Below are 18,028 nucleotides of genomic sequence, written 5' to 3'. Positions count from 1 at the left end.
ATATACAGTGATAACAACCGGAATTGGTAAACCTTTTTCTAAGCTCTCAGTACGCGCGTTGAATGCTTTACAGAATTCCATGATGTTCACCCCTTGTTGACCTAATGCAGGACCAACCGGCGGTGATGGGTTTGCCATACCTGCTGCAACTTGCAGCTTAACGTAGGCTTGAACTTTTTTTGCCATTTTAGTTTCCTCTGAATGGGTGATAACGCTATAAATAGCTCCCCGATGATGTTCGGCGCAACGCAACATTGCACCACACAAAAATATGAGCCGGAGATCGGCTCATAAACAGGCTGCGGATTATAGTTAAAGCACGACGAATTTTCAAGCGATTTTACGAAATTATAATATGCTCTCCGAGCACACCGGAAGATAAATGAAGTCCCCAAACAGCACCGCATTGAAGCCCCTTTCAATGCGGTACCTACGACATTCTCTGCCTTTCAGAAGGTTCTATCCGTAAGCATATCAAACCTTCGCCAAACTTCTTGAGTTAGTTAGCTTCTGATAAAAAAATAACCGCACGCTTTTAGGCAGTGCGGTTATTGAACGCTTTCTTAGATTAATGTGTTTTTTCCACTTGACTGAACTCAAGTTCAACCGGTGTTGCACGACCGAAAATAGAGACGGACACTTTTAAGCGGCCTTTTTCATAATCTACTTCTTCCACCGTGCCGTTAAAGTCTGCAAACGGACCTTCCGTGACGCGAATCTCTTCGCCCGGATGGTATTCGTTACGATGGCGCGGTTTATCGGCACTTTGTTCCAAACGATTTAAAATAGCATCCGCTTCACGTTTAGAAATCGGCGCCGGTTTATCCGGGGTACCACCGATGAAGCCCATTACGCGCGGCACGCTTTTCACTAAATGCCATGTATCATCGTTCATTTCCATTTCGACTAACACATAGCCCGGGAAAAATTTGCGCTCGCTTTTACGGCGTTTGCCAGCCACATTTTCAACCACTTCTTCAGTCGGCACTAACACTTCACCAAACTGATCTTCCATTTGGTATTGTTTAATGTATTCACGCAACGTTAGTGCAACACGGCTTTCAAAACCGGAAAACGCTTGTAATACATACCAACGCTTTTTCGATACGGTTGTTTCTTCAGTCATTTTAGAATCTCAAATCGGTTAGAAAGTTAATAATTGACACGATAATAGAATCTGTCGCCCAGAAAAATAAAGACGCAATAACGGTCACACCCATCACGATAAATGTAGTTTGACGGGTTTCTTGACGAGTCGGCCATACCACTTTACGGGCTTCGTTACGAGCTTCTTTAAAGAAACTACGCGCTTTACTGCCTTCATTGGTAATCGCTGCAAAAATAAATACTAATACAAGGGCGACAGCCATCCCAATCACGCGCACGGGCGCAGAAAAATCTTTTTGAAAATAGACATTTCCGATCGCGGCGGCAGCAAATAAAACTACAACCAATACCCAAAGTAACGTATTTAGGCCTTTTGATTTAGCTTCTACCGATTCTTCTGTTTTTTTATTTTTCTCAACAATTTCAGTTGCCATAATTGAATCCGTTTTATTTTAAAAGGGAAATGGAGGGTAAATTTAAGAACGCGCGATTGTAACACTTTCTTCATGCGTTTCCTATTGAAAAATAGAAAACGCAAAGGAAAATCAAATACTCCGCTTTATAGAAATGTTCACTAAGAACGATAAACTAACTTCGGCGCCTCATTTTCGACAATGGTTGATTCGTCCACTACGACTTTTTCAAGATTCTCGATCGACGGCAAATCATACATCGTGTCTAACAACACGGCTTCCACGATAGAACGAAGCCCACGCGCACCGGTTTTACGTTCAAGCGCTTTTTTCGCCATAGCCTTTAACGCTTCCTGAGTAAATTCCAATTCAACATTTTCCAAGCCGAACAAAGCTTGATATTGTTTAGTAAGCGCATTTTTCGGTTGGGTCAAAATTTGCACCAATGCCTCTTCATCCAATTCGCTTAACGGCGCAATCATCGGCAAACGACCAATAAATTCCGGAATTAAACCAAATTTCATTAAATCGTCCGGTTCCACTTGACGGAATAATTCGGATAAAGATTGCTCTTCTTCGTCTTTTTCCACTTTCGCATCAAAACCGATACCGGTACCGGTTTGCGTACGCTTACCGATAATTTTATCCAAGCCGGCAAACGCTCCGCCGCAAATAAACAGAATTTTTGACGTGTCCACCTTCAACATTTCTTGCTGCGGATGTTTGCGCCCGCCTTGCGGTGGCACGGAAGCCACGGTGCCTTCGATGAGTTTCAGCAACGCCTGTTGTACACCTTCGCCGGATACATCTCGGGTGATTGAAGCACCTTCCGATTTACGGCTGATTTTATCAATTTCATCAATGTAAATAATGCCTTGTTCCGCTTTTGCCGTATCGTACTCACAGTTTTGCAATAATTTTTGCAATACGTTCTCCACGTCTTCGCCCACATAACCGGCCTCGGTTAAGGTTGTCGCATCCGCCATGGCGAAAGGTACGTTTAAACGACGCGCCAACGTTTGTGCCAATAACGTTTTACCGCTACCCGTCGGACCGATTAATAAAATATTGCTTTTCCCCAATTCCACATCATTGCTTTCATGGTTAGTACGTTGGCGTTTGTAATGATTGTACACCGCGACCGACAGCACTTTTTTCGCGTAATCCTGGCCAATTACATAATCATCCAAATGAGCGCGAATCTCATGCGGCGTCGGCAACTTAACATCCTTCTCAGCACCGCATTGACCATCGTCTGCATCATTGGTTTCGGCACTTTCTTCCAGCATTGAATGACAAAGTTCGATACATTCGTTACAAATATAACCGTCGGTACCGGCGATTAATTTATCGACTTCGCTTTTTTCTTTGCCACAAAAAGAACAGTGTAAATCTTTATCTTTGTCTGTCATTTTTTACCCTTAACGTTTAATCAACACGTCATCCACAAGGCCATAGGCTTTAGCTTCTTCGGCCGACATAAAATTGTCGCGATCCGTATCTTTTTCAATGCGTTCCATAGGTTGCCCGGTGTGGAAGGCTAAACGCTCATTTAAGGTGTGTTTAATTTTTAAGATTTCTTGCGCGTGAATTTGAATATCTGATGCCTGACCGCGGAACCCACCCAATGGTTGGTGAATCATTACGCGCGCATGCGGTAACGCCGCACGTTTACCTGCAGTACCGCCCGCCAATAAAAACGCGCCCATGGAACAGGCTTGCCCTACGCAAAGCGTACGAATATCCGGCTTGACAAATTGCATCGTATCGTAAATCGCCATACCCGCCGTGACCGAACCGCCCGGCGAATTGATATAAATATTAATGTCTTTGTTAGGCTCTTCCGATTCCAAAAACAGAAGTTGCGCCACGATTAAGTTTGCCATGTGATCTTCAACTTCACCGGTTAAAAAAATCACGCGTTCTTTTAATAAACGGGAATAAATGTCGTAAGAACGTTCACCGCGCGAAGTTTGCTCTACGACCATAGGAATTAAACTCATTTTCTCACCTATTACGAATAAAATTGTCGATTATTTTACCTGAAATGATGGGCAAATAAAAATGCGGCCGCTTTTGTTATTGAGCGACCGCACTTTCAATCAAACTGAAATTAGGCTTGCGGATTCATGATCTCATCGAACGAAGACGCTTTTTCGGTAACCTGCGCCTTCGCGAGCACCGCATCCACCGCTTGTTCTTCCAATACCACATTACGAATATTGTTCATTAACTCTTCGTTTTTGCTGTAGTACTCAATAACTTCGGCCGGTTGTTCGTAAGCAGAAGCGATATCCGCAATCATCGCTTGCGCACGCGCTTCATCAGCTTTCAATTGATGAGATTTAATCACTTCGGAGAACAACAAACCGACTTGAACACGACGTTTGGCCTCAGCTTCAAATAATTCGCGCGGTAATTGCGCTGCTTGTTGTGCGTTACCGCCGAAACGTTGCGCCGCTTGGTTGCGCAACACATCGATTTCTTCTTCAACGGCGGAAGTCGGTACTTCAATCGGGTTTTGTTCAAGCAAACCGTTAATCACTTGTTGTTTCACACGAGAAACCAACGCATTTTTTAATTCGCGTTCCATATTTTTACGAATTTCCGCACGCAAATCCGCTACAGTTTTAGTGTTAGGACCGAATTTCGCCACGAATTCATCGGTTAACTCAGGCAACACCATATTTTCAACTTTTTTCAACGTAATCGCGAATTTTGCTTTTTTACCTTTTAAGTTTTCCGCATGGTATGTTTCAGGGAAGGTTACCTCAATATCGAATTGTTCGCCCGCTTTGTGACCAATGATGCCATCTTCAAAGCCCGGGATCATACGGCCTTGGCCCATGAATAAAACGAAGTCGGATGCTTTGCCACCTTCGAATTCCGCACCGTCAATTGAACCGCTGAAATCGATGGTTACGCGATCGTCTGCTTTCGCCGCATCGTCGGAACCCCCCCATGTCGCTTGTTGTTTGCGCAATACATCGATCATTTTATCGATATCGGCTTCACTAATTTGAACGGTCGGTTTTTCAACGTTGATGTTTTCTAAACCCTGCAATTGAACGTCCGGATACACTTCAAAAGTGGCGGTGAAAACCAAATCCTTACCCGGTTCGAAGGTTTCGACGGTGAAAGTTGGACGACCTGCAATATTGATCTTCTCTGCGAGCACCGCATTGAAAAAGTGTTGCGGCAATAAATCATTTAACACGTCTTGACGGATTGATGCGCCGAAACGTTGCTCAATAATGTGAGCCGGTACGTGGCCTTTACGGAAACCGTCAACCCGCACGTTTTTCGCCGCACGTTTAAATTCTTCGCGCGTTGTTTTTTCAACCGTATCAGCCGGAACAGTGATGACCACGCGGCGCTCTAAACCTTGGGTTGTTTCAATATTTAATGACATTTGTAACCTCAAATTAATGTTGTGCTCGGAAAAACTCCCCTCCGAACACATTGTTAAAAATAAGTGATAAAAAACTGCCGGATTATAGCGAAATAAAATCCGGCAGTCGATAGAAAGTCGAGAAATCAAACTATAAGCGCTTGTTTTGGCGAATTTATCAACAATTTTTTGACGCTAAAAAATTTAATTACGATTATCCAACAAGGCTATATGATGTTTGGCTGCGATCCAAGCACCAACATAGCCCATAATCAAACAGCTCGTCAGCAAGAAAATCAGTTCCCCGACAGTCAAACCATTTAAATCGAACTGCACAGCGAAAATATCCGTCACATACTTCACCGCGGAGGTGAAGTAGCCGATGATAAAGCTGCTGAAAATCGCCGCAACAAATCCGCCGAGTAGTGCATAAATCATACCGGTATAAAGATAAGGACGAAGAATGAACTGATCCGTCGCCCCCAGAAGTTTCATTACATCAATGCCGGCACGACTGCTGTAAACGTCGGAACGAATACTGTTGCCGATTACCAGAAATACCGCAACAGCCATCAGCACCGTACAGAAAATCGCCACATGCGCCACTAACCACGAAAGTGCCGTCAATTTTTCCATCCAGTCATTGTCCAAACGGACTTCTTGCACGCCTTTAATTTTATTTAAAGCGGCGCGTAATTCTTCACGTTTTTCAGAAGCATTAAATTCTTTGAGCGGTTTCACCATTACCACCGCAGGCAATGGATTATCGTCCAATACGTCTAATTCTTCGCCAAAACCGGACCAGCTTTTAAATTCCTTCAGACTCTCTTGACGCGACACGTAATGAAGAGATTCCACGCCTTCTTGTTGGCGAATTTTTTCCACCACTAGATTCGCGTCTTCTTCACTCAAATTTTTGTGTAAATAAATCGTCAATTCGCTTTCCGGATAAAATTGTGTGGTCGCCAAATGTAAATTTTTCCACATTAAATAGCTAACCGTCGGAATGGTAAGCGAAACGGCGATCACTAAAATCGTGAGCAATGTACCGAATTTACGTCGCCGTAAATCCTTCCATACCGCACACAGCTGGTAAATCGTTTGCACTAAAAATGAGGCTTCAGTATGTCGACTCATCGTTTTATCCTTAATAACGTAAATAGCCTTGCTCAAGTACCAAGCAAGGTTTCGGTTTTTGGCGAATCAAATCAATATCATGCGTGGCGATTAATACCGTCATCCCCAATCGATTGAATTCTTCAAATAAATTAAAAATCCCCAAAGAAAGCTCGTCATCCAAATTCCCGGTCGGCTCATCCGCCAATAAAAGCTGCGGTTTATGAACAATTGCACGCGCAATATCGACGCGTTGCTGTTCCCCACCGGAAATTTGCGTTGGCAAATAGTGCGCCTTATTTCGTAACCCCACCCGATCTAACGATGCCATAGCACGAGAATGCGCATCTTTAGGATGCATTCCGGCAATAATCAAGGGCAATGCGACATTTTCCAGCGCGCTTCGATCCGTCAATAAACGATAATCTTGATGAACCATACCGATCTGGCGACGCAAAAACGGAATTTCATATTTCGACAAACGGGTAATCTCATGGCCGTTAAACCAAATCTGCCCCGCATTAGCTTTTTCCATTCCCATAATTAATTTCAGTAGCGTACTTTTACCCGCCCCGGAATGACCGACCAAATAAGTCATACTGCCCACCGGCAAATGAAAATTCACCCCTTGCAAGGCCGGTTGCGTCGCACCGTGATAGGCTTTAGAAACATTAGAAAACTTAATCACCGTTTTTCCTTATTCTTCCTGCACGAAAAGCGCATCAATAAATTCTTTCGCGTTAAACTCGCGTAAATCTTCAATTTTCTCGCCCACACCAATATAACGAATCGGCAGTTTGAACTGATCGGCGATGGCAAAAATTACCCCGCCTTTCGCCGTACCGTCTAATTTTGTCAAGGTAATCCCGGTTAACCCGACGGCTTCGTTAAACAACTTGGCTTGGCTGATAGCGTTTTGTCCGGTTCCCGCATCCAACGTAAGCATAATCTCGTGCGGTGCGCTTTCATCGTATTTTTTCATCACGCGCACAATTTTCTTTAACTCATCCATCAAATTATTTTTATTTTGCAAACGTCCGGCGGTATCGGCAATCAAAATATCGATATTGCGCGCTGCTGCGGATTGCATAGCGTCGAAAATCACCGATGCAGAATCCGCCCCCGTACTTTGCGCCACCACCGGAATGTGATTACGCTCCCCCCAAACTTGTAACTGTTCTACCGCCGCCGCACGGAAGGTATCCCCCGCTGCAAGCATCACTGATTTGCCTTCTGCTTGGAATTTGCGCGCAAGCTTGCCGATGGTGGTGGTTTTACCTACACCGTTGACGCCCACCATTAAAATCACATAAGGTTTCTTGCTCGAATCAATGATAAGCGGCTGCGCTGCCGGCTCAAGAATAGCCGCCATTTCCGCTTTTAATTGTTGATATAAAAGCTCTGCATCCTGCAATTGCTTACGGTCGGCATGTTCGATCAGATTTTTGATAATTTTACTTGTCGTCGGCACGCCGATATCCGCAATTAACAACTGCTCTTCCAATTCTTCAAACAGTTCGTCGTCAATTTTTTTGCCTAAGAAAAAGCTGCGAAATCCCGCGCCGATATTTTGTTTGGTTTTGAGCAAACCTTTCACCAAACGACTAAAAAAACCGCCTTCGCTCGGTTTCTCGCGGAGTTCCGGGATTGTCGTCGGTTGCAATTCGCATTTAATTTCTTCAACAATTTCCGGCTCGATTTCCGTTTCTTCCACGGCGATATTTTGCATCGCTTCAGGCGCAATCACCGCTGCCGAGGGCTTAACGGCCGCCACAAGTGGCTCCGATGCGGTGCTATTTTCGACTGTCACGGTTTCGATAATGGGCTCGATTTTGGTTTCTTGCTGATTTTTATTACGCCCGAACAAAGACGTCCAAAAACCGCTTTTTTTCTTTTCTTCTGCCATAAAAATTTCTCTTGACGAGGATCCGATAAAAAATGTCGTTTATTCTAGCAAAAAATCGTCTAAACTAAGCACGATTTTCACTAAAAACACCCATCTTTATGAAAAAAACGCAAGTGCAAAACGCTAAAGGCGAAGTGCGCATTATCGCCGGACTTTGGCGCGGGCGAAAATTGCCGGTGTTGAACGCCGAGGGATTGCGCCCCACCAGCGACCGTGTGAAAGAAACATTGTTCAATTGGTTGATGCCTTACATTCACGATGCGCAATGTTTGGACGGCTTTGCCGGCAGCGGTTCGCTCGGTTTTGAAGCACTTTCGCGCCAAGCGAAAAATGTGATTTTTTTGGAGTCGGATAGCGTCGTTGCCAATCGCTTAAAAAAAAATCTGCAAATGCTGAAATGCTCAGTAGAACAAGCGGAAGTGTTCAATCAGAACTGTTTGGATTTTCTCAGCTTACCGCAAAATCAAGCCCGATTTGACGTGGTATTTCTCGATCCGCCGTTTCATTTCGACTTGGCGCAGCAGGCGATTGAATTACTGGCCGGCAATAACTGGCTGCGTCCGAACGCACTAATTTATGTAGAAACGGAACGCGACAAAATACTCGCCACGCCTAAAAATTGGACATTATTGAAAGAAAAAAACACGGGCATGGTGAGTTATCGTTTATACCGGAATTGAGAAAAGTTATGTTAGATATTGTGTTATACGAACCAGAAATTCCGCAAAACACCGGCAATATTATTCGCCTTTGCGCCAACACCGGCTTTCGTTTGCATTTAATCGAGCCACTCGGTTTCACTTGGGACGATAAACGCTTACGCCGCTCCGGTTTGGATTACCACGAATTCGCAGAAATCAAACGGCACAAAACCTTTGAAGCCTTTTTAGCAAGCGAAAAACCGAAACGCTTATTTGCGCTGACCACAAAAGGCGGTCCGGCGCATAGCCAAGTAAAATTTGAGCGCGGCGATTATCTGATGTTTGGCCCAGAAACACGCGGTATTCCGATGTCGATTTTAGACAAAATGCCGATGGAACAAAAAATCCGCATTCCGATGACGGCAAACAGCCGCAGTATGAATTTATCTAATTCGGTAGCGGTGACAGTTTATGAGGCTTGGCGGCAGTTAGGCTATGAAGGTGCGGTGAATTTGCCCGAAATGAAATAACAACGAAATAACGACAAAATAACAACATGCGCCTCACATTTTGTAATGACACATCGATGTGCCAAACCGAAATTGAACACGTAAAACAGCACCGCATTGGAGCCGGTTCCAATGCGGTGCTATTTTGGCATCACACTTATGCTTCGACTAAGCTTCTTCCACAAAGCCTAATGCGCTTTCCACCACCTCGATCCCGGCGCCTTGCTTGAAGGCATTTTCGCTTAAATAGCGACGCCATTGGCGCGCACCTTTGCAATTCTGGAAAGCTCCAAGCATATGGCGCACGATATGGTTAAGATAAACGCCTTGGGCGAGTTGCTGCTCAATATAAGGCAACATCGCAAGCACCGCATCGCGTGGTGTAACAATCGGCGCATCCTCAGCAAACAAGGCACGATCGATAGTGCCAAGCAAACTCGGATTTTGATAAGCCGCGCGCCCCACCATCACGCCGTCAACAAATTGCAAGTGGCGTTTCATTTCCTCGACAGTTTTAATTCCGCCGTTAATGACAATCTTAAGGTACGGAAAATCGCGTTTTAATTGATAAACGCGTTCGTAATCCAACGGCGGAATTTCGCGATTTTCTTTCGGGCTTAAACCAGAAAGCCAAGCTTTGCGCGCGTGAATGATAAATTCGTGGCAACCTTTGCCTTGCACTTTTTCGATGAAATCGCATAAAAATTCGTAACTATCAAGATCATCAATGCCAATGCGGGTTTTCACCGTCACCGGTATATCAACCGCACTTTGCATTTGTTCGACGCATTGCGCCACTAAGTCCGCCTTCGCCATTAAACAGGCGCCGAACACGCCATTTTGTACGCGATCGGACGGGCATCCCACATTCAAATTGATTTCCCGATAACCACGTTGCACAGCCAGTTCGGCGCAATATTTCAGTTGCGCCGGATCGCTGCCGCCCAACTGCAAAGCCAATGGATTTTCGCGCGCATCAAAATCCAAGTGATCGTACTTCGCGTGAATAATCGCCGGTGCAGTCACCATTTCCGTATAAAGTAACGCATACTTGCTAAATTGACGATGAAAATAACGGCAATGGCGCGTCGTCCAGTCTAGCATCGGCGCGACGGAAAAACGTCCGCGATAAAAGTGCGGTTGATTTTGGAGCATGTTTATTTCTCTTGCTTGGCGCGAACTTGATCTTGCGCCTGTAGTTCTTGCATGCGCTGACGGAAACGTCCGCTGCGAAATGATAAAAAGGTTTTGGGCTAAATCGGCGCGAAATTATGGAGGCAATAATGCCGGAAAGCAAGGACCAAATCAGCTGCGGCCGGACGCCAAGCCGATATCGGCAAGTTTCGCCCCCTCAGAAAAATAGCGCCGCCAATGCGGTGCCCAACACGAAGCTGGCAAAATCTAAGGTTTTGCGCGAAATACGATAAGTTTGGCGAAGTTTTTTCTGATAAAAATCACGCATCCAAAGACGCATCGTTCCTAATCTAGGCATGATATAGAGAAGATATTTTTGCCTTAAGCAAAAGCATAGAACTCGAGGTGGTATGAGCAATGCAGAACAAACTGCATTTTTGCTCCTGTTAGTTTAAAAACATGGATGAATTAAATATGGTAAGAGGCGAGTTGAAGTCGCACGCTGCCCCTCACCTCAAAATGAGGAACGGTGCAGCGCCATAACCGATAGCCACTATAGAAGAATAGAAGACCAAACAAGATCTACGCATACTCTTCATACCGGTTAAGGTTTCAAACTCTACAATCTGCGACGCTCCGTACTGAGCAGTACGGACTTAATCAAGCGTGAGATTAAGTTTCATCGCGAGCAGAGCAAGCTGTCGCACCGAGCCGAAAACGGATAAAACTTGATATTCTTATTCGTTTCGGTTTGGGAAAGGTAGGACAACAACCCGCCAAACGCTGTAATAACAATCTGAACGGCTTATTGGGGAAACGGATTAAACGCTTAGAAAGCGAATCTACGACACGAATGAGGAGACAGGAACGACAATACAAATCCTATGTCTACGAACATTTATTTGATCCTTTCAAACATCAGCTCGAAATTTGTCATCACCCCGAATGAAATCTTGTGGACATCTTAATTTTTTTCGGCGAAAAAAACTTTGATGTAGTTCACAGAAATGAGGAAAAGTTCGCTCAAACAGCAAAATTTGTATTGCAAAAGCGTCAGTCCCCCAACGCCACTCTTAAGTTTCAAGCAAAATTAATGGGGTAAGTAAACCGTTACCAATAATCCGTGTTCGAATGCGGTGCTATCTTGTAACTCCATCGTCCCGCCGTAATTTTTTACGATTTCCGCTGCAATCGCTAAGCCCAAACCGGAACCTTGTTGTTGTGTGCCGAGTATGCGGTAAAACGGTTCGAGTACAGATTTACGGGCTTCGGCCGGAATGCCATTACCGTTATCTTCCACTTGAATTCGAATGCCTGTTCCCACGGTTTGAACGCTTAAGTCGATTCGGCTACCGTCGGGCGTGTAGCGAATGGCATTATCCACCAAGGTTTTCACCAATAAATAAAGATCCGTTTCCGAACCGTGAAAGTTGATCGCTTGCTCGTTGGTCACGCCCAAATCTTGTTTTTTGTCGAGGGCGAGCGGCAACACATCTTCAATTACCCGACGAAAAACGTTCTGCACGTTGAAATCAGTATGATGTTCCATTTTGTCGTTTTGTAGACGAGCCAGAGAAAGCAATTGTTCAAGTAAATGACGACTGCGTCGAATGCCTTGTTTCACTTGATCGAGTTGCGTCTTCGCGGTTGCCGGCAAATCTTGTTCGACAAGCTGCTCCAACTGTAAAGAAAGGGCAGTCATCGGACTACGTAATTCATGCGAAGCGTCGGCAATAAAGCGTTTTTGTAGCTGAATAAAATCGTTGGTACGCGCCAATAAGCGATTAATTTCCAGCACGAACCCGCGAATTTCACCGGGAATTTTTTCCGTCGGCAAAGGCGTGAGATTTTGCTCGTGACGTGTTTCCAACTTGCGCGATAAACGATCCACCGGTTTCATCGCAAGGCGCACAATCACAATCGTGAGCAAAATCACCAACGGCAATAACACCAACAACGGAATCACGCTTTGCCACGCGCTGCGCAAGGCAAGATCTTCGCGGTAATCGTTTTCTTGCGTGATAATCACTTTGCCGCTTGGCGTATTACGTACATAAGTTCGATAGGAATCATCTGCGTGTTTCAAGGCATACCACAGGCGATTTTCTTGTTTCGGATTGACTTTTTTGTACTTCTTACCGTCTTTACGCAAAGTGTGGAAGCCGTCTTCCATTTGTTGCGGGAAATTCGGCGGCATTTTATCGGCACCTTCACCGTTGTGCTCAAAATGCACGTAAACGCGTGCATCGTTATCGCGGGACGACTTCAATGTAGCCGTTTGCGCTGTGTCAATAAAGCGCGCGAGTTGTACCAGCATTTCGTCTTGCAGTTTGTAAGTTTCGCGGTAAGTATCGTAAAAGGACACGCCGCCCGCCACACCTGCTACAAGCGTAAACAACGCGGTGAACGCGAAAGTCAATTTGAGTTGAATGGAGTTTTTCATTTTTGAGGCGAATCAATAGGTTATTTTATTGCGTCGAAAGCGCGAAAAGGGCTTCAATGCGGTGCTGATTTGAAAGATCGCCGATGGCCTTTATCTTACGTGGCATATATTCAAATCAATCTTTAGCGACAAACCAGCCTACGCCGCGCACATTTTTGATGTGTTGTTTGCCGATTTTTTTACGTAGGCTATGGATTAAAAAATCAATCGCGTTACTTTCCACTTCGTCGCCCCAGGCGTAAATCTTATCTTCCAAATCCGCACGCGAGTGAATAATACCGGGACGCATCAATAGCGCTTGCAAGATTGCAAATTCTTTGTTGCTCAGTTCAATTGCCACGGGTTGTTCGGCAAGGCTGACTTGATAATTGGTCGGATTCAGCGTCATCGCACCATTACTCAACAACGGCGCGCCTTGCCCGCTTTGGCGACGCAATATGGCGCGAATGCGAGCGAGTAATTCGGACAAATCGAAAGGCTTGATCAAATAGTCGTCCGCGCCGCCATCAAGTCCCGCCAAGCGGCTGTCTAAATCATCGCGCGCGGTGACAATCAGTACCGGCGTGTTATTTTTCGATTGACGCAAATGACGCAGCAACTGCAAGCCGTCTTGCCCCGGCAAGCCCAAATCAAGTAATACCAAATCGTATTGCTGGCCACTCAACGCCCGTTCGGCGGTATTGCCATCGTTTACCCAATCCACGGCATACCGAGCGTTTTTTAAACCGTTGGAGACCGCATCGGCAATCATCTTGTCGTCTTCGACTAATAAAATTCGCATAAATGAATAAAAAACCTAAAACCAGCGGGATTCTAACGAAAAAACGAGCGGAAATAAATCCGCTCGCGAGTATCAAACGTTCTGCTCAAGAACCATGATCGCATTAATTCGGACGGAAGCCGCCTTCGTTTTGCGAACGTTCATGACGTTCGTGTTTTTCACGACGATCGTATTTTTCATGATGATCGTGGCGTTTGTCTTTTTTCGCTTTTCGTGGCATATCAATGATTTGACCATTGTCGGCATCTACCGCTACGATAAATTCTTGACCGTTATTTAAAGTTTCGACTTTATAAAATGTCGTGCCGTTTTTCACATTGAAATCCGCTTCCGTCACTTTACCGCCGGTTTTCGCCACCGCAGTTTCCATCGCTTGACTGAAAGTCACTTTCGGCACCGCATCGGCGTTCGGACTCACTTTTACTTTCTTCGGCATTTTGCTTTCAACACCTAAAATTTCACCGTTCGTTGCATCGACGTTCACTTTATGCTTTTGACCGCCGGCAAACATTTCCACACGGAAATAATCCTTACCATAGGACACATGGTTAAACTCGATTTCCTTTACTTTTGCTTCAGTACCGATTTTATTTTGCGCCGCGGATAAGGCTTGCGCGGCACTGATTTGCGCTTTCCCGAATGCTTCTTGCTCACGCGGGGACATCGCGTTCGCCACACTCACCGCACCAAAGGCGATAACGGAAGCTAACAACGTCGCGGCAAAAGTTTTGACTGATTTTTTCATGGTTTTTCTCCTAATTAAAGTTAATTCCAAATTCATATTTGAAGACATCTTATCGAAGGTTCAATGATTTATTTCCTTTCGATGGCGCGCATTTTAAGAAAGGAAAATTAGGGAAAAATTAGCAAAATAAAAAATTTGAAAATTTCTTTCTAAAACGCCTCAAAATGTTGACGGTGGGAAATTTAGTAGGCGGCGATAAATACACGCCGGCCGGCTGGCCGCGCGTTTACAGCACTTTTTATCCTGTTATAATGCGGCGGCTTCCAAGCGGAAGCATTATGGCCGCGCAACGCCGTTATGCGCTCGAAACGTTTAAACCGCTCGTTGGAAAAATTTTTCTTCATGGAGTCATTATGAAAAAATCGTTTTTTACCCTTTTATTGCTATTAGCTTTCGGCCTGTTATCCGCATGCGATAAAAGTCAAGAAGCCGCCTCGGCTCCTTCCGCGCCAGAAGAAAGCACGCTGGCTAAAATGGAAAAAGCCTATGACAAAGGTTATTGGGAAGGATTTAAAAAAGAATTCCGCAGTTCATTTGTTCAAAGTTGCTTAAGTGCATTTCCATCGGCGACCAAAGAAGCGCAAGAAATATGCGATTGTGCCGCCGACAAATCCGTATCCGTTCTTAAAGAAGAGGATATCCCTAAACTGGAAAAAGACGATCCGGAATTACTTGAACGATTGCAACAGGCATCGGCAAGCTGTATGTCACCGCAATAACTTTGCTCTTGCAATAAACTCGCGAGAGCCTTCAAATTAGCACCGCATTGATGCGCTACAAGGACTTTTAAAAAGCCGCCACCACTCGTCAAACTCTCTCATGATCGTATTTAACAATCTCAGCCTAAAACGTGCCCAAACCGAGCTGCTCGAAAACGCTAACGCCACCATTAACCCAAAACAAAAAGTTGGCTTGGTGGGTAAAAACGGTTGCGGTAAATCATCGCTTTTTGCGTTATTAAAAAAACAACTTCAGCCGGAAAGTGGCGAAGTAACATACCCGTCTAACTGGGCGCTGTCTTGGGTTAATCAGGAAACGCCGGCATTGGAAATTTCCGCGCTGGATTATGTAATTCAAGGAGATCGCGAATATTGCCGTTTGCAAGCCGAACTGGCACAAGCCAACAAACGCAATGACGGCAATGCCATTGCACGCATTCACGATAGGCTTGATACGATTAATGCCTGGACGATTCAATCGCGCGCTGAAACCCTTTTACACGGTTTGGGTTTTACTCAAGCGGAAACCGCACAGGCGGTAAAATCCTTCTCGGGCGGCTGGCGAATGCGGCTAAATTTGGCGCAAGCGTTGCTTTGTCCGTCGGATTTATTATTGCTGGACGAACCGACCAACCACTTGGATTTAGACGCAGTGATTTGGCTGGAACGCTGGTTAATCAATTATCAAGGCACGCTGGTGCTGATTTCACACGATCGCGATTTTCTTGATCCCATCGTAAATAAAATTCTGCATATCGAACACCAAAAACTAAACGAATACACCGGTGATTACTCTTCCTTTGAAACGCAACGCGCAACTAAATTAGCGCAACAAGCGGCAATGTATCGTCAGCAGCAACAAAAAATTGCCCATTTACAAAGTTATATTGATCGTTTTAAAGCCAAAGCGACTAAGGCGAAACAGGCGCAAAGCCGGGTAAAAGCTTTGGAGCGCATGGAGCTTATCGCGCCCGCTTATGCGGATAATCCGTTCACCTTTGCATTTCGCCCGCCGGCCTCCTTGCCCAACCCACTGATGATGCTTGAACAAGCGAGCGCGGGTTATGGAACAAAGGAAAGTGCGGTCGAAATTTTGAGTAAAATTAAGCTCAATCTCGTACCGGGTTCGCGCATTGGTTTACTCGGCAAAAACGGCGCAGGGAAATCCACGCTGATTAAACTTTTAGCCGGAGAACTCACTGCCTTGTCAGGCAAAGTTCAGCTTGCAAAAGGCGTACAGCTTGGCTATTTCGCGCAACATCAGTTAGATACCTTGCGCGCAGAAGAATCAGCGCTTTGGCATATGCAAAAACTTGCGCCGGAACAAACGGAGCAACAAGTACGCGATTATCTCGGCAGTTTTGCCTTCCACGGCGATAAAGTAAATCAACCGGTAAAATCCTTTTCGGGTGGCGAAAAAGCACGTTTGGTTTTAGCGTTAATTGTGTGGCAACGCCCGAATTTGCTGCTTCTTGACGAACCGACCAACCACTTGGATTTGGATATGCGCCAAGCCTTAACGGAAGCCTTAGTGGATTACGAAGGCTCGCTTGTGGTGGTTTCACACGATCGTCATTTGTTACGCAATACTGTGGAAGAATTTTATTTGGTTCACGACAAGCAAGTGGAAGAATTTAAAGGCGATTTAGACGATTATCAAAAATGGCTGACAGAGCAAAATAGTCAATCGACAACAAAATCCGCCGAAGAAAAAGCAGACACAGAAAATGCCAATTCCAGCCAGAATCGTAAGGAACAAAAACGCCGCGAAGCAGAATTACGCCAACAAACCGCGCCGTTGCGCAAAAAAATCTTGCAGTTGGAAGAGAAAATGAACAACGTCTCCAAACAGCTTGCAGAAATTGAAAACAGCCTTGCAGATTCGGAACTTTACAATGCAGAAAATAAAGAAAAATTGACCGCACTTTTAGCGCAGCAAGTGGACGCGAAGAAGACGTTGGAAAAGTTGGAAGTGGATTGGCTGGAAGCGCAAGAGGCGCTAGAAGCAATGTTAGTATAGCGGGAGTAATGATGACAAAATCCCTGTTTCATCACACCAAACGCGAAGAACATTGCCCTCAATGCGGTGCTATTTTGCAGATCAAAAATGGTAAAAAAGGGCTGTTTTTAGGCTGTTCGGCGTATCCTGAATGTGGCTATTTACGTCCGTTGCAACGCGCAGAGCACAAGGTGTTGAAAGAACTCGACGAGCACTGCCCTCAATGCGGTGCTATTTTGCAACTCAAACAAGGCGCATTCGGCATGTTTATCGGTTGCAGCGCCTATCCGACTTGTAATTTCGTGGTGCACGAAAAACCGCAAACAGAAGTATCAATTCCTTGCCCGGCCTGTCAAACAGGGCAGTTAGTGGCGCGCCGCGGGCGGCAAGGCAAAGCCTTTTACGGTTGCACCCGCTTTCCCCACTGCAAATTTTCCTTGCCGGCAAAACCCTATCAAATGACCTGTCCGGTATGCAATTTTCCGCTTGCCTTGTTAAAAAGTGAAAACGAGGAACACCGAATCATGCAATGCGCGAACAAAACTTGTCGTCATATTTTTGAGGGTTCGTCATGAATTTACAACAAATCATCGCACTTCTACGCCAAGATCAAGTCGTTGCTTATCCCACTGAAGCAGTCTTCGGTTTAGGTTGTAATCCGTTAAGCGAAAGCGCGGTTAAAAAATTGCTTAATGTAAAACGACGTCCGATAGAAAAAGGGCTGATTTTGGTGGCACCGCATTGGGATTTTTTACGTCCTTTTATAGCTTTTGAACAACTCAACGCAGAACAACTTTCACGTTTGCAACAAAAATACAACCGCCCAACCACCTGGGTTGTGCCGGCAAAATCGGGTACGCCTCATTTTCTTACGGGCAAGTTTGATACCATTGCCGTACGTTTATGCGATCATCCTTCGGTGAACGCGTTATGCCAGGCGTGCGGTTTTGCACTCACTTCCACCAGCGCAAATTTAACGGGCGACGCCCCCTGTAAAACGGCGGACGAAGTGCGGTTACAATTTGGTGAGCATTTTCCGGTGCTTGATGAATCGGTAGGTGACGCGCAAAATCCGTCGGAAATTCGCGATTTACTTACCAATCGACTTTTTAGACAAGGATAAT

At 45.3% G+C, this 18,028-nt stretch carries 20 protein-coding genes and 1 pseudogene; 6 read left to right on the top strand and 15 right to left on the bottom strand.

The annotated features are described in order from the left end of the window. The 9 genes from ACO59Y_RS08075 to ftsY form a co-directional block, all read right to left on the bottom strand. On the bottom strand, positions 1-186 hold a 186-nt coding region (locus ACO59Y_RS08075), incomplete at its 3' end, for an uL11 family ribosomal protein (protein WP_486132226.1). Between the two features lie 382 nt (positions 187-568). After that, complete coding sequence (nusG, locus tag ACO59Y_RS08070) at positions 569-1,126, bottom strand: transcription termination/antitermination protein NusG (protein WP_373603390.1); 558 nt, start codon at positions 1,124-1,126, stop codon at positions 569-571. Position 1,127: 1 nt separating this feature from the next. After that, positions 1,128-1,541, bottom strand: a complete 414-nt coding sequence (secE, locus tag ACO59Y_RS08065) for a preprotein translocase subunit SecE (RefSeq protein ID WP_486132224.1) — start codon at positions 1,539-1,541, stop codon at positions 1,128-1,130. Between the two features lie 140 nt (positions 1,542-1,681). After that, positions 1,682-2,932, bottom strand: coding sequence for an ATP-dependent protease ATP-binding subunit ClpX (gene clpX, locus ACO59Y_RS08060; protein WP_373603392.1), 1,251 nt, complete (start codon positions 2,930-2,932; stop codon positions 1,682-1,684). Positions 2,933-2,941: 9 nt separating this feature from the next. Then, the gene (gene clpP / locus ACO59Y_RS08055; RefSeq protein ID WP_373603393.1) at positions 2,942-3,523 is read right to left on the bottom strand and encodes an ATP-dependent Clp endopeptidase proteolytic subunit ClpP; all 582 of its coding nucleotides are present in this window, start codon (positions 3,521-3,523) and stop codon (positions 2,942-2,944) included. A gap of 110 nt (positions 3,524-3,633) precedes the next feature. Then, positions 3,634-4,932: a trigger factor gene (gene tig, locus ACO59Y_RS08050; RefSeq protein ID WP_486132221.1), complete on the bottom strand. Its 1,299-nt coding sequence runs from the start codon at positions 4,930-4,932 to the stop codon at positions 3,634-3,636. Between the two features lie 183 nt (positions 4,933-5,115). Continuing rightward, entirely contained in the window at positions 5,116-6,048 is a 933-nt protein-coding gene (gene ftsX, locus ACO59Y_RS08045) for a permease-like cell division protein FtsX (RefSeq protein WP_486132219.1), read from the bottom strand. Between the two features lie 10 nt (positions 6,049-6,058). Beyond that, positions 6,059-6,715: a cell division ATP-binding protein FtsE gene (ftsE, locus tag ACO59Y_RS08040; RefSeq protein WP_373603396.1), complete on the bottom strand. Its 657-nt coding sequence runs from the start codon at positions 6,713-6,715 to the stop codon at positions 6,059-6,061. A 9-nt stretch (positions 6,716-6,724) separates the two neighbouring features. Further along, on the bottom strand, positions 6,725-7,933 hold the full coding sequence (gene ftsY, locus ACO59Y_RS08035) for a signal recognition particle-docking protein FtsY (protein ID WP_486132217.1): 1,209 nt from the start codon (positions 7,931-7,933) through the stop codon (positions 6,725-6,727). A gap of 98 nt (positions 7,934-8,031) precedes the next feature. Here ftsY and rsmD point away from each other — a divergent pair, with 98 nt between their 5' ends. Both rsmD and trmL read left to right on the top strand, forming a co-directional pair. Continuing rightward, positions 8,032-8,613 carry a 16S rRNA (guanine(966)-N(2))-methyltransferase RsmD gene (gene rsmD, locus ACO59Y_RS08030; protein WP_486132215.1) on the top strand — a complete coding sequence of 194 codons (582 nt, stop codon included), beginning with the start codon at positions 8,032-8,034 and terminating at the stop codon, positions 8,611-8,613. Positions 8,614-8,621: 8 nt separating this feature from the next. After that, a complete protein-coding gene (gene trmL / locus ACO59Y_RS08025) occupies positions 8,622-9,104 on the top strand; it encodes a tRNA (uridine(34)/cytosine(34)/5-carboxymethylaminomethyluridine(34)-2'-O)-methyltransferase TrmL (RefSeq protein ID WP_373603399.1) in 483 nt (160 codons plus the stop codon). A gap of 147 nt (positions 9,105-9,251) precedes the next feature. On the opposite strand, the gene dusA is transcribed toward trmL, so the two are convergent. The 6 genes and pseudogenes from dusA to ACO59Y_RS07995 all read right to left on the bottom strand — a co-directional run bounded on the left by dusA (position 9,252) and on the right by ACO59Y_RS07995 (position 14,186). Beyond that, positions 9,252-10,238, bottom strand: coding sequence for a tRNA dihydrouridine(20/20a) synthase DusA (gene dusA, locus ACO59Y_RS08020; protein WP_486132212.1), 987 nt, complete (start codon positions 10,236-10,238; stop codon positions 9,252-9,254). A gap of 2 nt (positions 10,239-10,240) precedes the next feature. Further along, positions 10,241-10,407: pseudogene (locus ACO59Y_RS08015) on the bottom strand (chloride channel protein); the annotation flags it as partial. Between the two features lie 27 nt (positions 10,408-10,434). After that, positions 10,435-10,557 carry a hypothetical protein gene (locus tag ACO59Y_RS08010; RefSeq protein WP_486132210.1) on the bottom strand — a complete coding sequence of 41 codons (123 nt, stop codon included), beginning with the start codon at positions 10,555-10,557 and terminating at the stop codon, positions 10,435-10,437. Positions 10,558-11,307: 750 nt separating this feature from the next. Continuing rightward, complete coding sequence (locus tag ACO59Y_RS08005; protein ID WP_486132208.1) at positions 11,308-12,660, bottom strand: ATP-binding protein; 1,353 nt, start codon at positions 12,658-12,660, stop codon at positions 11,308-11,310. Between the two features lie 115 nt (positions 12,661-12,775). Then, on the bottom strand, positions 12,776-13,441 hold the full coding sequence (locus ACO59Y_RS08000; RefSeq protein WP_486132206.1) for a response regulator: 666 nt from the start codon (positions 13,439-13,441) through the stop codon (positions 12,776-12,778). Between the two features lie 103 nt (positions 13,442-13,544). Beyond that, positions 13,545-14,186 (bottom strand): PepSY domain-containing protein, encoded by a 642-nt coding sequence (locus tag ACO59Y_RS07995; protein WP_486132204.1) that lies wholly within the window; start codon positions 14,184-14,186, stop codon positions 13,545-13,547. 353 nt (positions 14,187-14,539) lie between these two features. Here ACO59Y_RS07995 and ACO59Y_RS07990 point away from each other — a divergent pair, with 353 nt between their 5' ends. The 4 genes from ACO59Y_RS07990 (at position 14,540) to tsaC (ending at position 18,027) form a co-directional block, all read left to right on the top strand. After that, the gene (locus ACO59Y_RS07990) at positions 14,540-14,905 is read left to right on the top strand and encodes a hypothetical protein (RefSeq protein ID WP_373603402.1); all 366 of its coding nucleotides are present in this window, start codon (positions 14,540-14,542) and stop codon (positions 14,903-14,905) included. Between the two features lie 100 nt (positions 14,906-15,005). Next, positions 15,006-16,925, top strand: coding sequence for an ABC transporter ATP-binding protein (locus ACO59Y_RS07985; RefSeq protein ID WP_486132202.1), 1,920 nt, complete (start codon positions 15,006-15,008; stop codon positions 16,923-16,925). An 11-nt stretch (positions 16,926-16,936) separates the two neighbouring features. Next, positions 16,937-17,479: a DNA topoisomerase family protein gene (locus ACO59Y_RS07980; RefSeq protein ID WP_486132200.1), complete on the top strand. Its 543-nt coding sequence runs from the start codon at positions 16,937-16,939 to the stop codon at positions 17,477-17,479. After that, positions 17,476-18,027 carry an L-threonylcarbamoyladenylate synthase type 1 TsaC gene (gene tsaC, locus ACO59Y_RS07975; RefSeq protein WP_486132198.1) on the top strand — a complete coding sequence of 184 codons (552 nt, stop codon included), beginning with the start codon at positions 17,476-17,478 and terminating at the stop codon, positions 18,025-18,027. The genes ACO59Y_RS07980 and tsaC overlap by 4 nt, the downstream gene beginning before the upstream one ends. Position 18,028: the final 1 nt, after the last annotated feature.

It is taken from the genome of Rodentibacter sp. (assembly GCF_057314195.1).
This window is presented reverse-complemented; position numbering and strand designations above follow the sequence as displayed.

Excerpts from the sequence above, each read along its gene's own strand:
- tig (WP_486132221.1), bottom strand. The coding sequence starts at position 4,932 with ATGTCATTAAATATTGAAACAACCCAAGGTTTAGAGCGCCGCGTGGTC.
- ACO59Y_RS07980 (WP_486132200.1), top strand. The coding sequence starts at position 16,937 with ATGACAAAATCCCTGTTTCATCACACCAAACGCGAAGAACATTGCCCT.
- rsmD (WP_486132215.1), top strand. The coding sequence starts at position 8,032 with ATGAAAAAAACGCAAGTGCAAAACGCTAAAGGCGAAGTGCGCATTATC.
- secE (WP_486132224.1), bottom strand. The coding sequence starts at position 1,541 with ATGGCAACTGAAATTGTTGAGAAAAATAAAAAAACAGAAGAATCGGTA.
- nusG (WP_373603390.1), bottom strand. The coding sequence starts at position 1,126 with ATGACTGAAGAAACAACCGTATCGAAAAAGCGTTGGTATGTATTACAA.
- ACO59Y_RS07990 (WP_373603402.1), top strand. The coding sequence starts at position 14,540 with ATGAAAAAATCGTTTTTTACCCTTTTATTGCTATTAGCTTTCGGCCTG.
- clpX (WP_373603392.1), bottom strand. The coding sequence starts at position 2,932 with ATGACAGACAAAGATAAAGATTTACACTGTTCTTTTTGTGGCAAAGAA.
- ACO59Y_RS08005 (WP_486132208.1), bottom strand. The coding sequence starts at position 12,660 with ATGAAAAACTCCATTCAACTCAAATTGACTTTCGCGTTCACCGCGTTG.
- ACO59Y_RS07985 (WP_486132202.1), top strand. The coding sequence starts at position 15,006 with ATGATCGTATTTAACAATCTCAGCCTAAAACGTGCCCAAACCGAGCTG.
- ACO59Y_RS08010 (WP_486132210.1), bottom strand. The coding sequence starts at position 10,557 with ATGCGTCTTTGGATGCGTGATTTTTATCAGAAAAAACTTCGCCAAACT.
- tsaC (WP_486132198.1), top strand. The coding sequence starts at position 17,476 with ATGAATTTACAACAAATCATCGCACTTCTACGCCAAGATCAAGTCGTT.
- ACO59Y_RS07995 (WP_486132204.1), bottom strand. The coding sequence starts at position 14,186 with ATGAAAAAATCAGTCAAAACTTTTGCCGCGACGTTGTTAGCTTCCGTT.
- ftsY (WP_486132217.1), bottom strand. The coding sequence starts at position 7,933 with ATGGCAGAAGAAAAGAAAAAAAGCGGTTTTTGGACGTCTTTGTTCGGG.
- dusA (WP_486132212.1), bottom strand. The coding sequence starts at position 10,238 with ATGCTCCAAAATCAACCGCACTTTTATCGCGGACGTTTTTCCGTCGCG.
- clpP (WP_373603393.1), bottom strand. The coding sequence starts at position 3,523 with ATGAGTTTAATTCCTATGGTCGTAGAGCAAACTTCGCGCGGTGAACGT.
- ACO59Y_RS08000 (WP_486132206.1), bottom strand. The coding sequence starts at position 13,441 with ATGCGAATTTTATTAGTCGAAGACGACAAGATGATTGCCGATGCGGTC.
- ftsX (WP_486132219.1), bottom strand. The coding sequence starts at position 6,048 with ATGAGTCGACATACTGAAGCCTCATTTTTAGTGCAAACGATTTACCAG.
- trmL (WP_373603399.1), top strand. The coding sequence starts at position 8,622 with ATGTTAGATATTGTGTTATACGAACCAGAAATTCCGCAAAACACCGGC.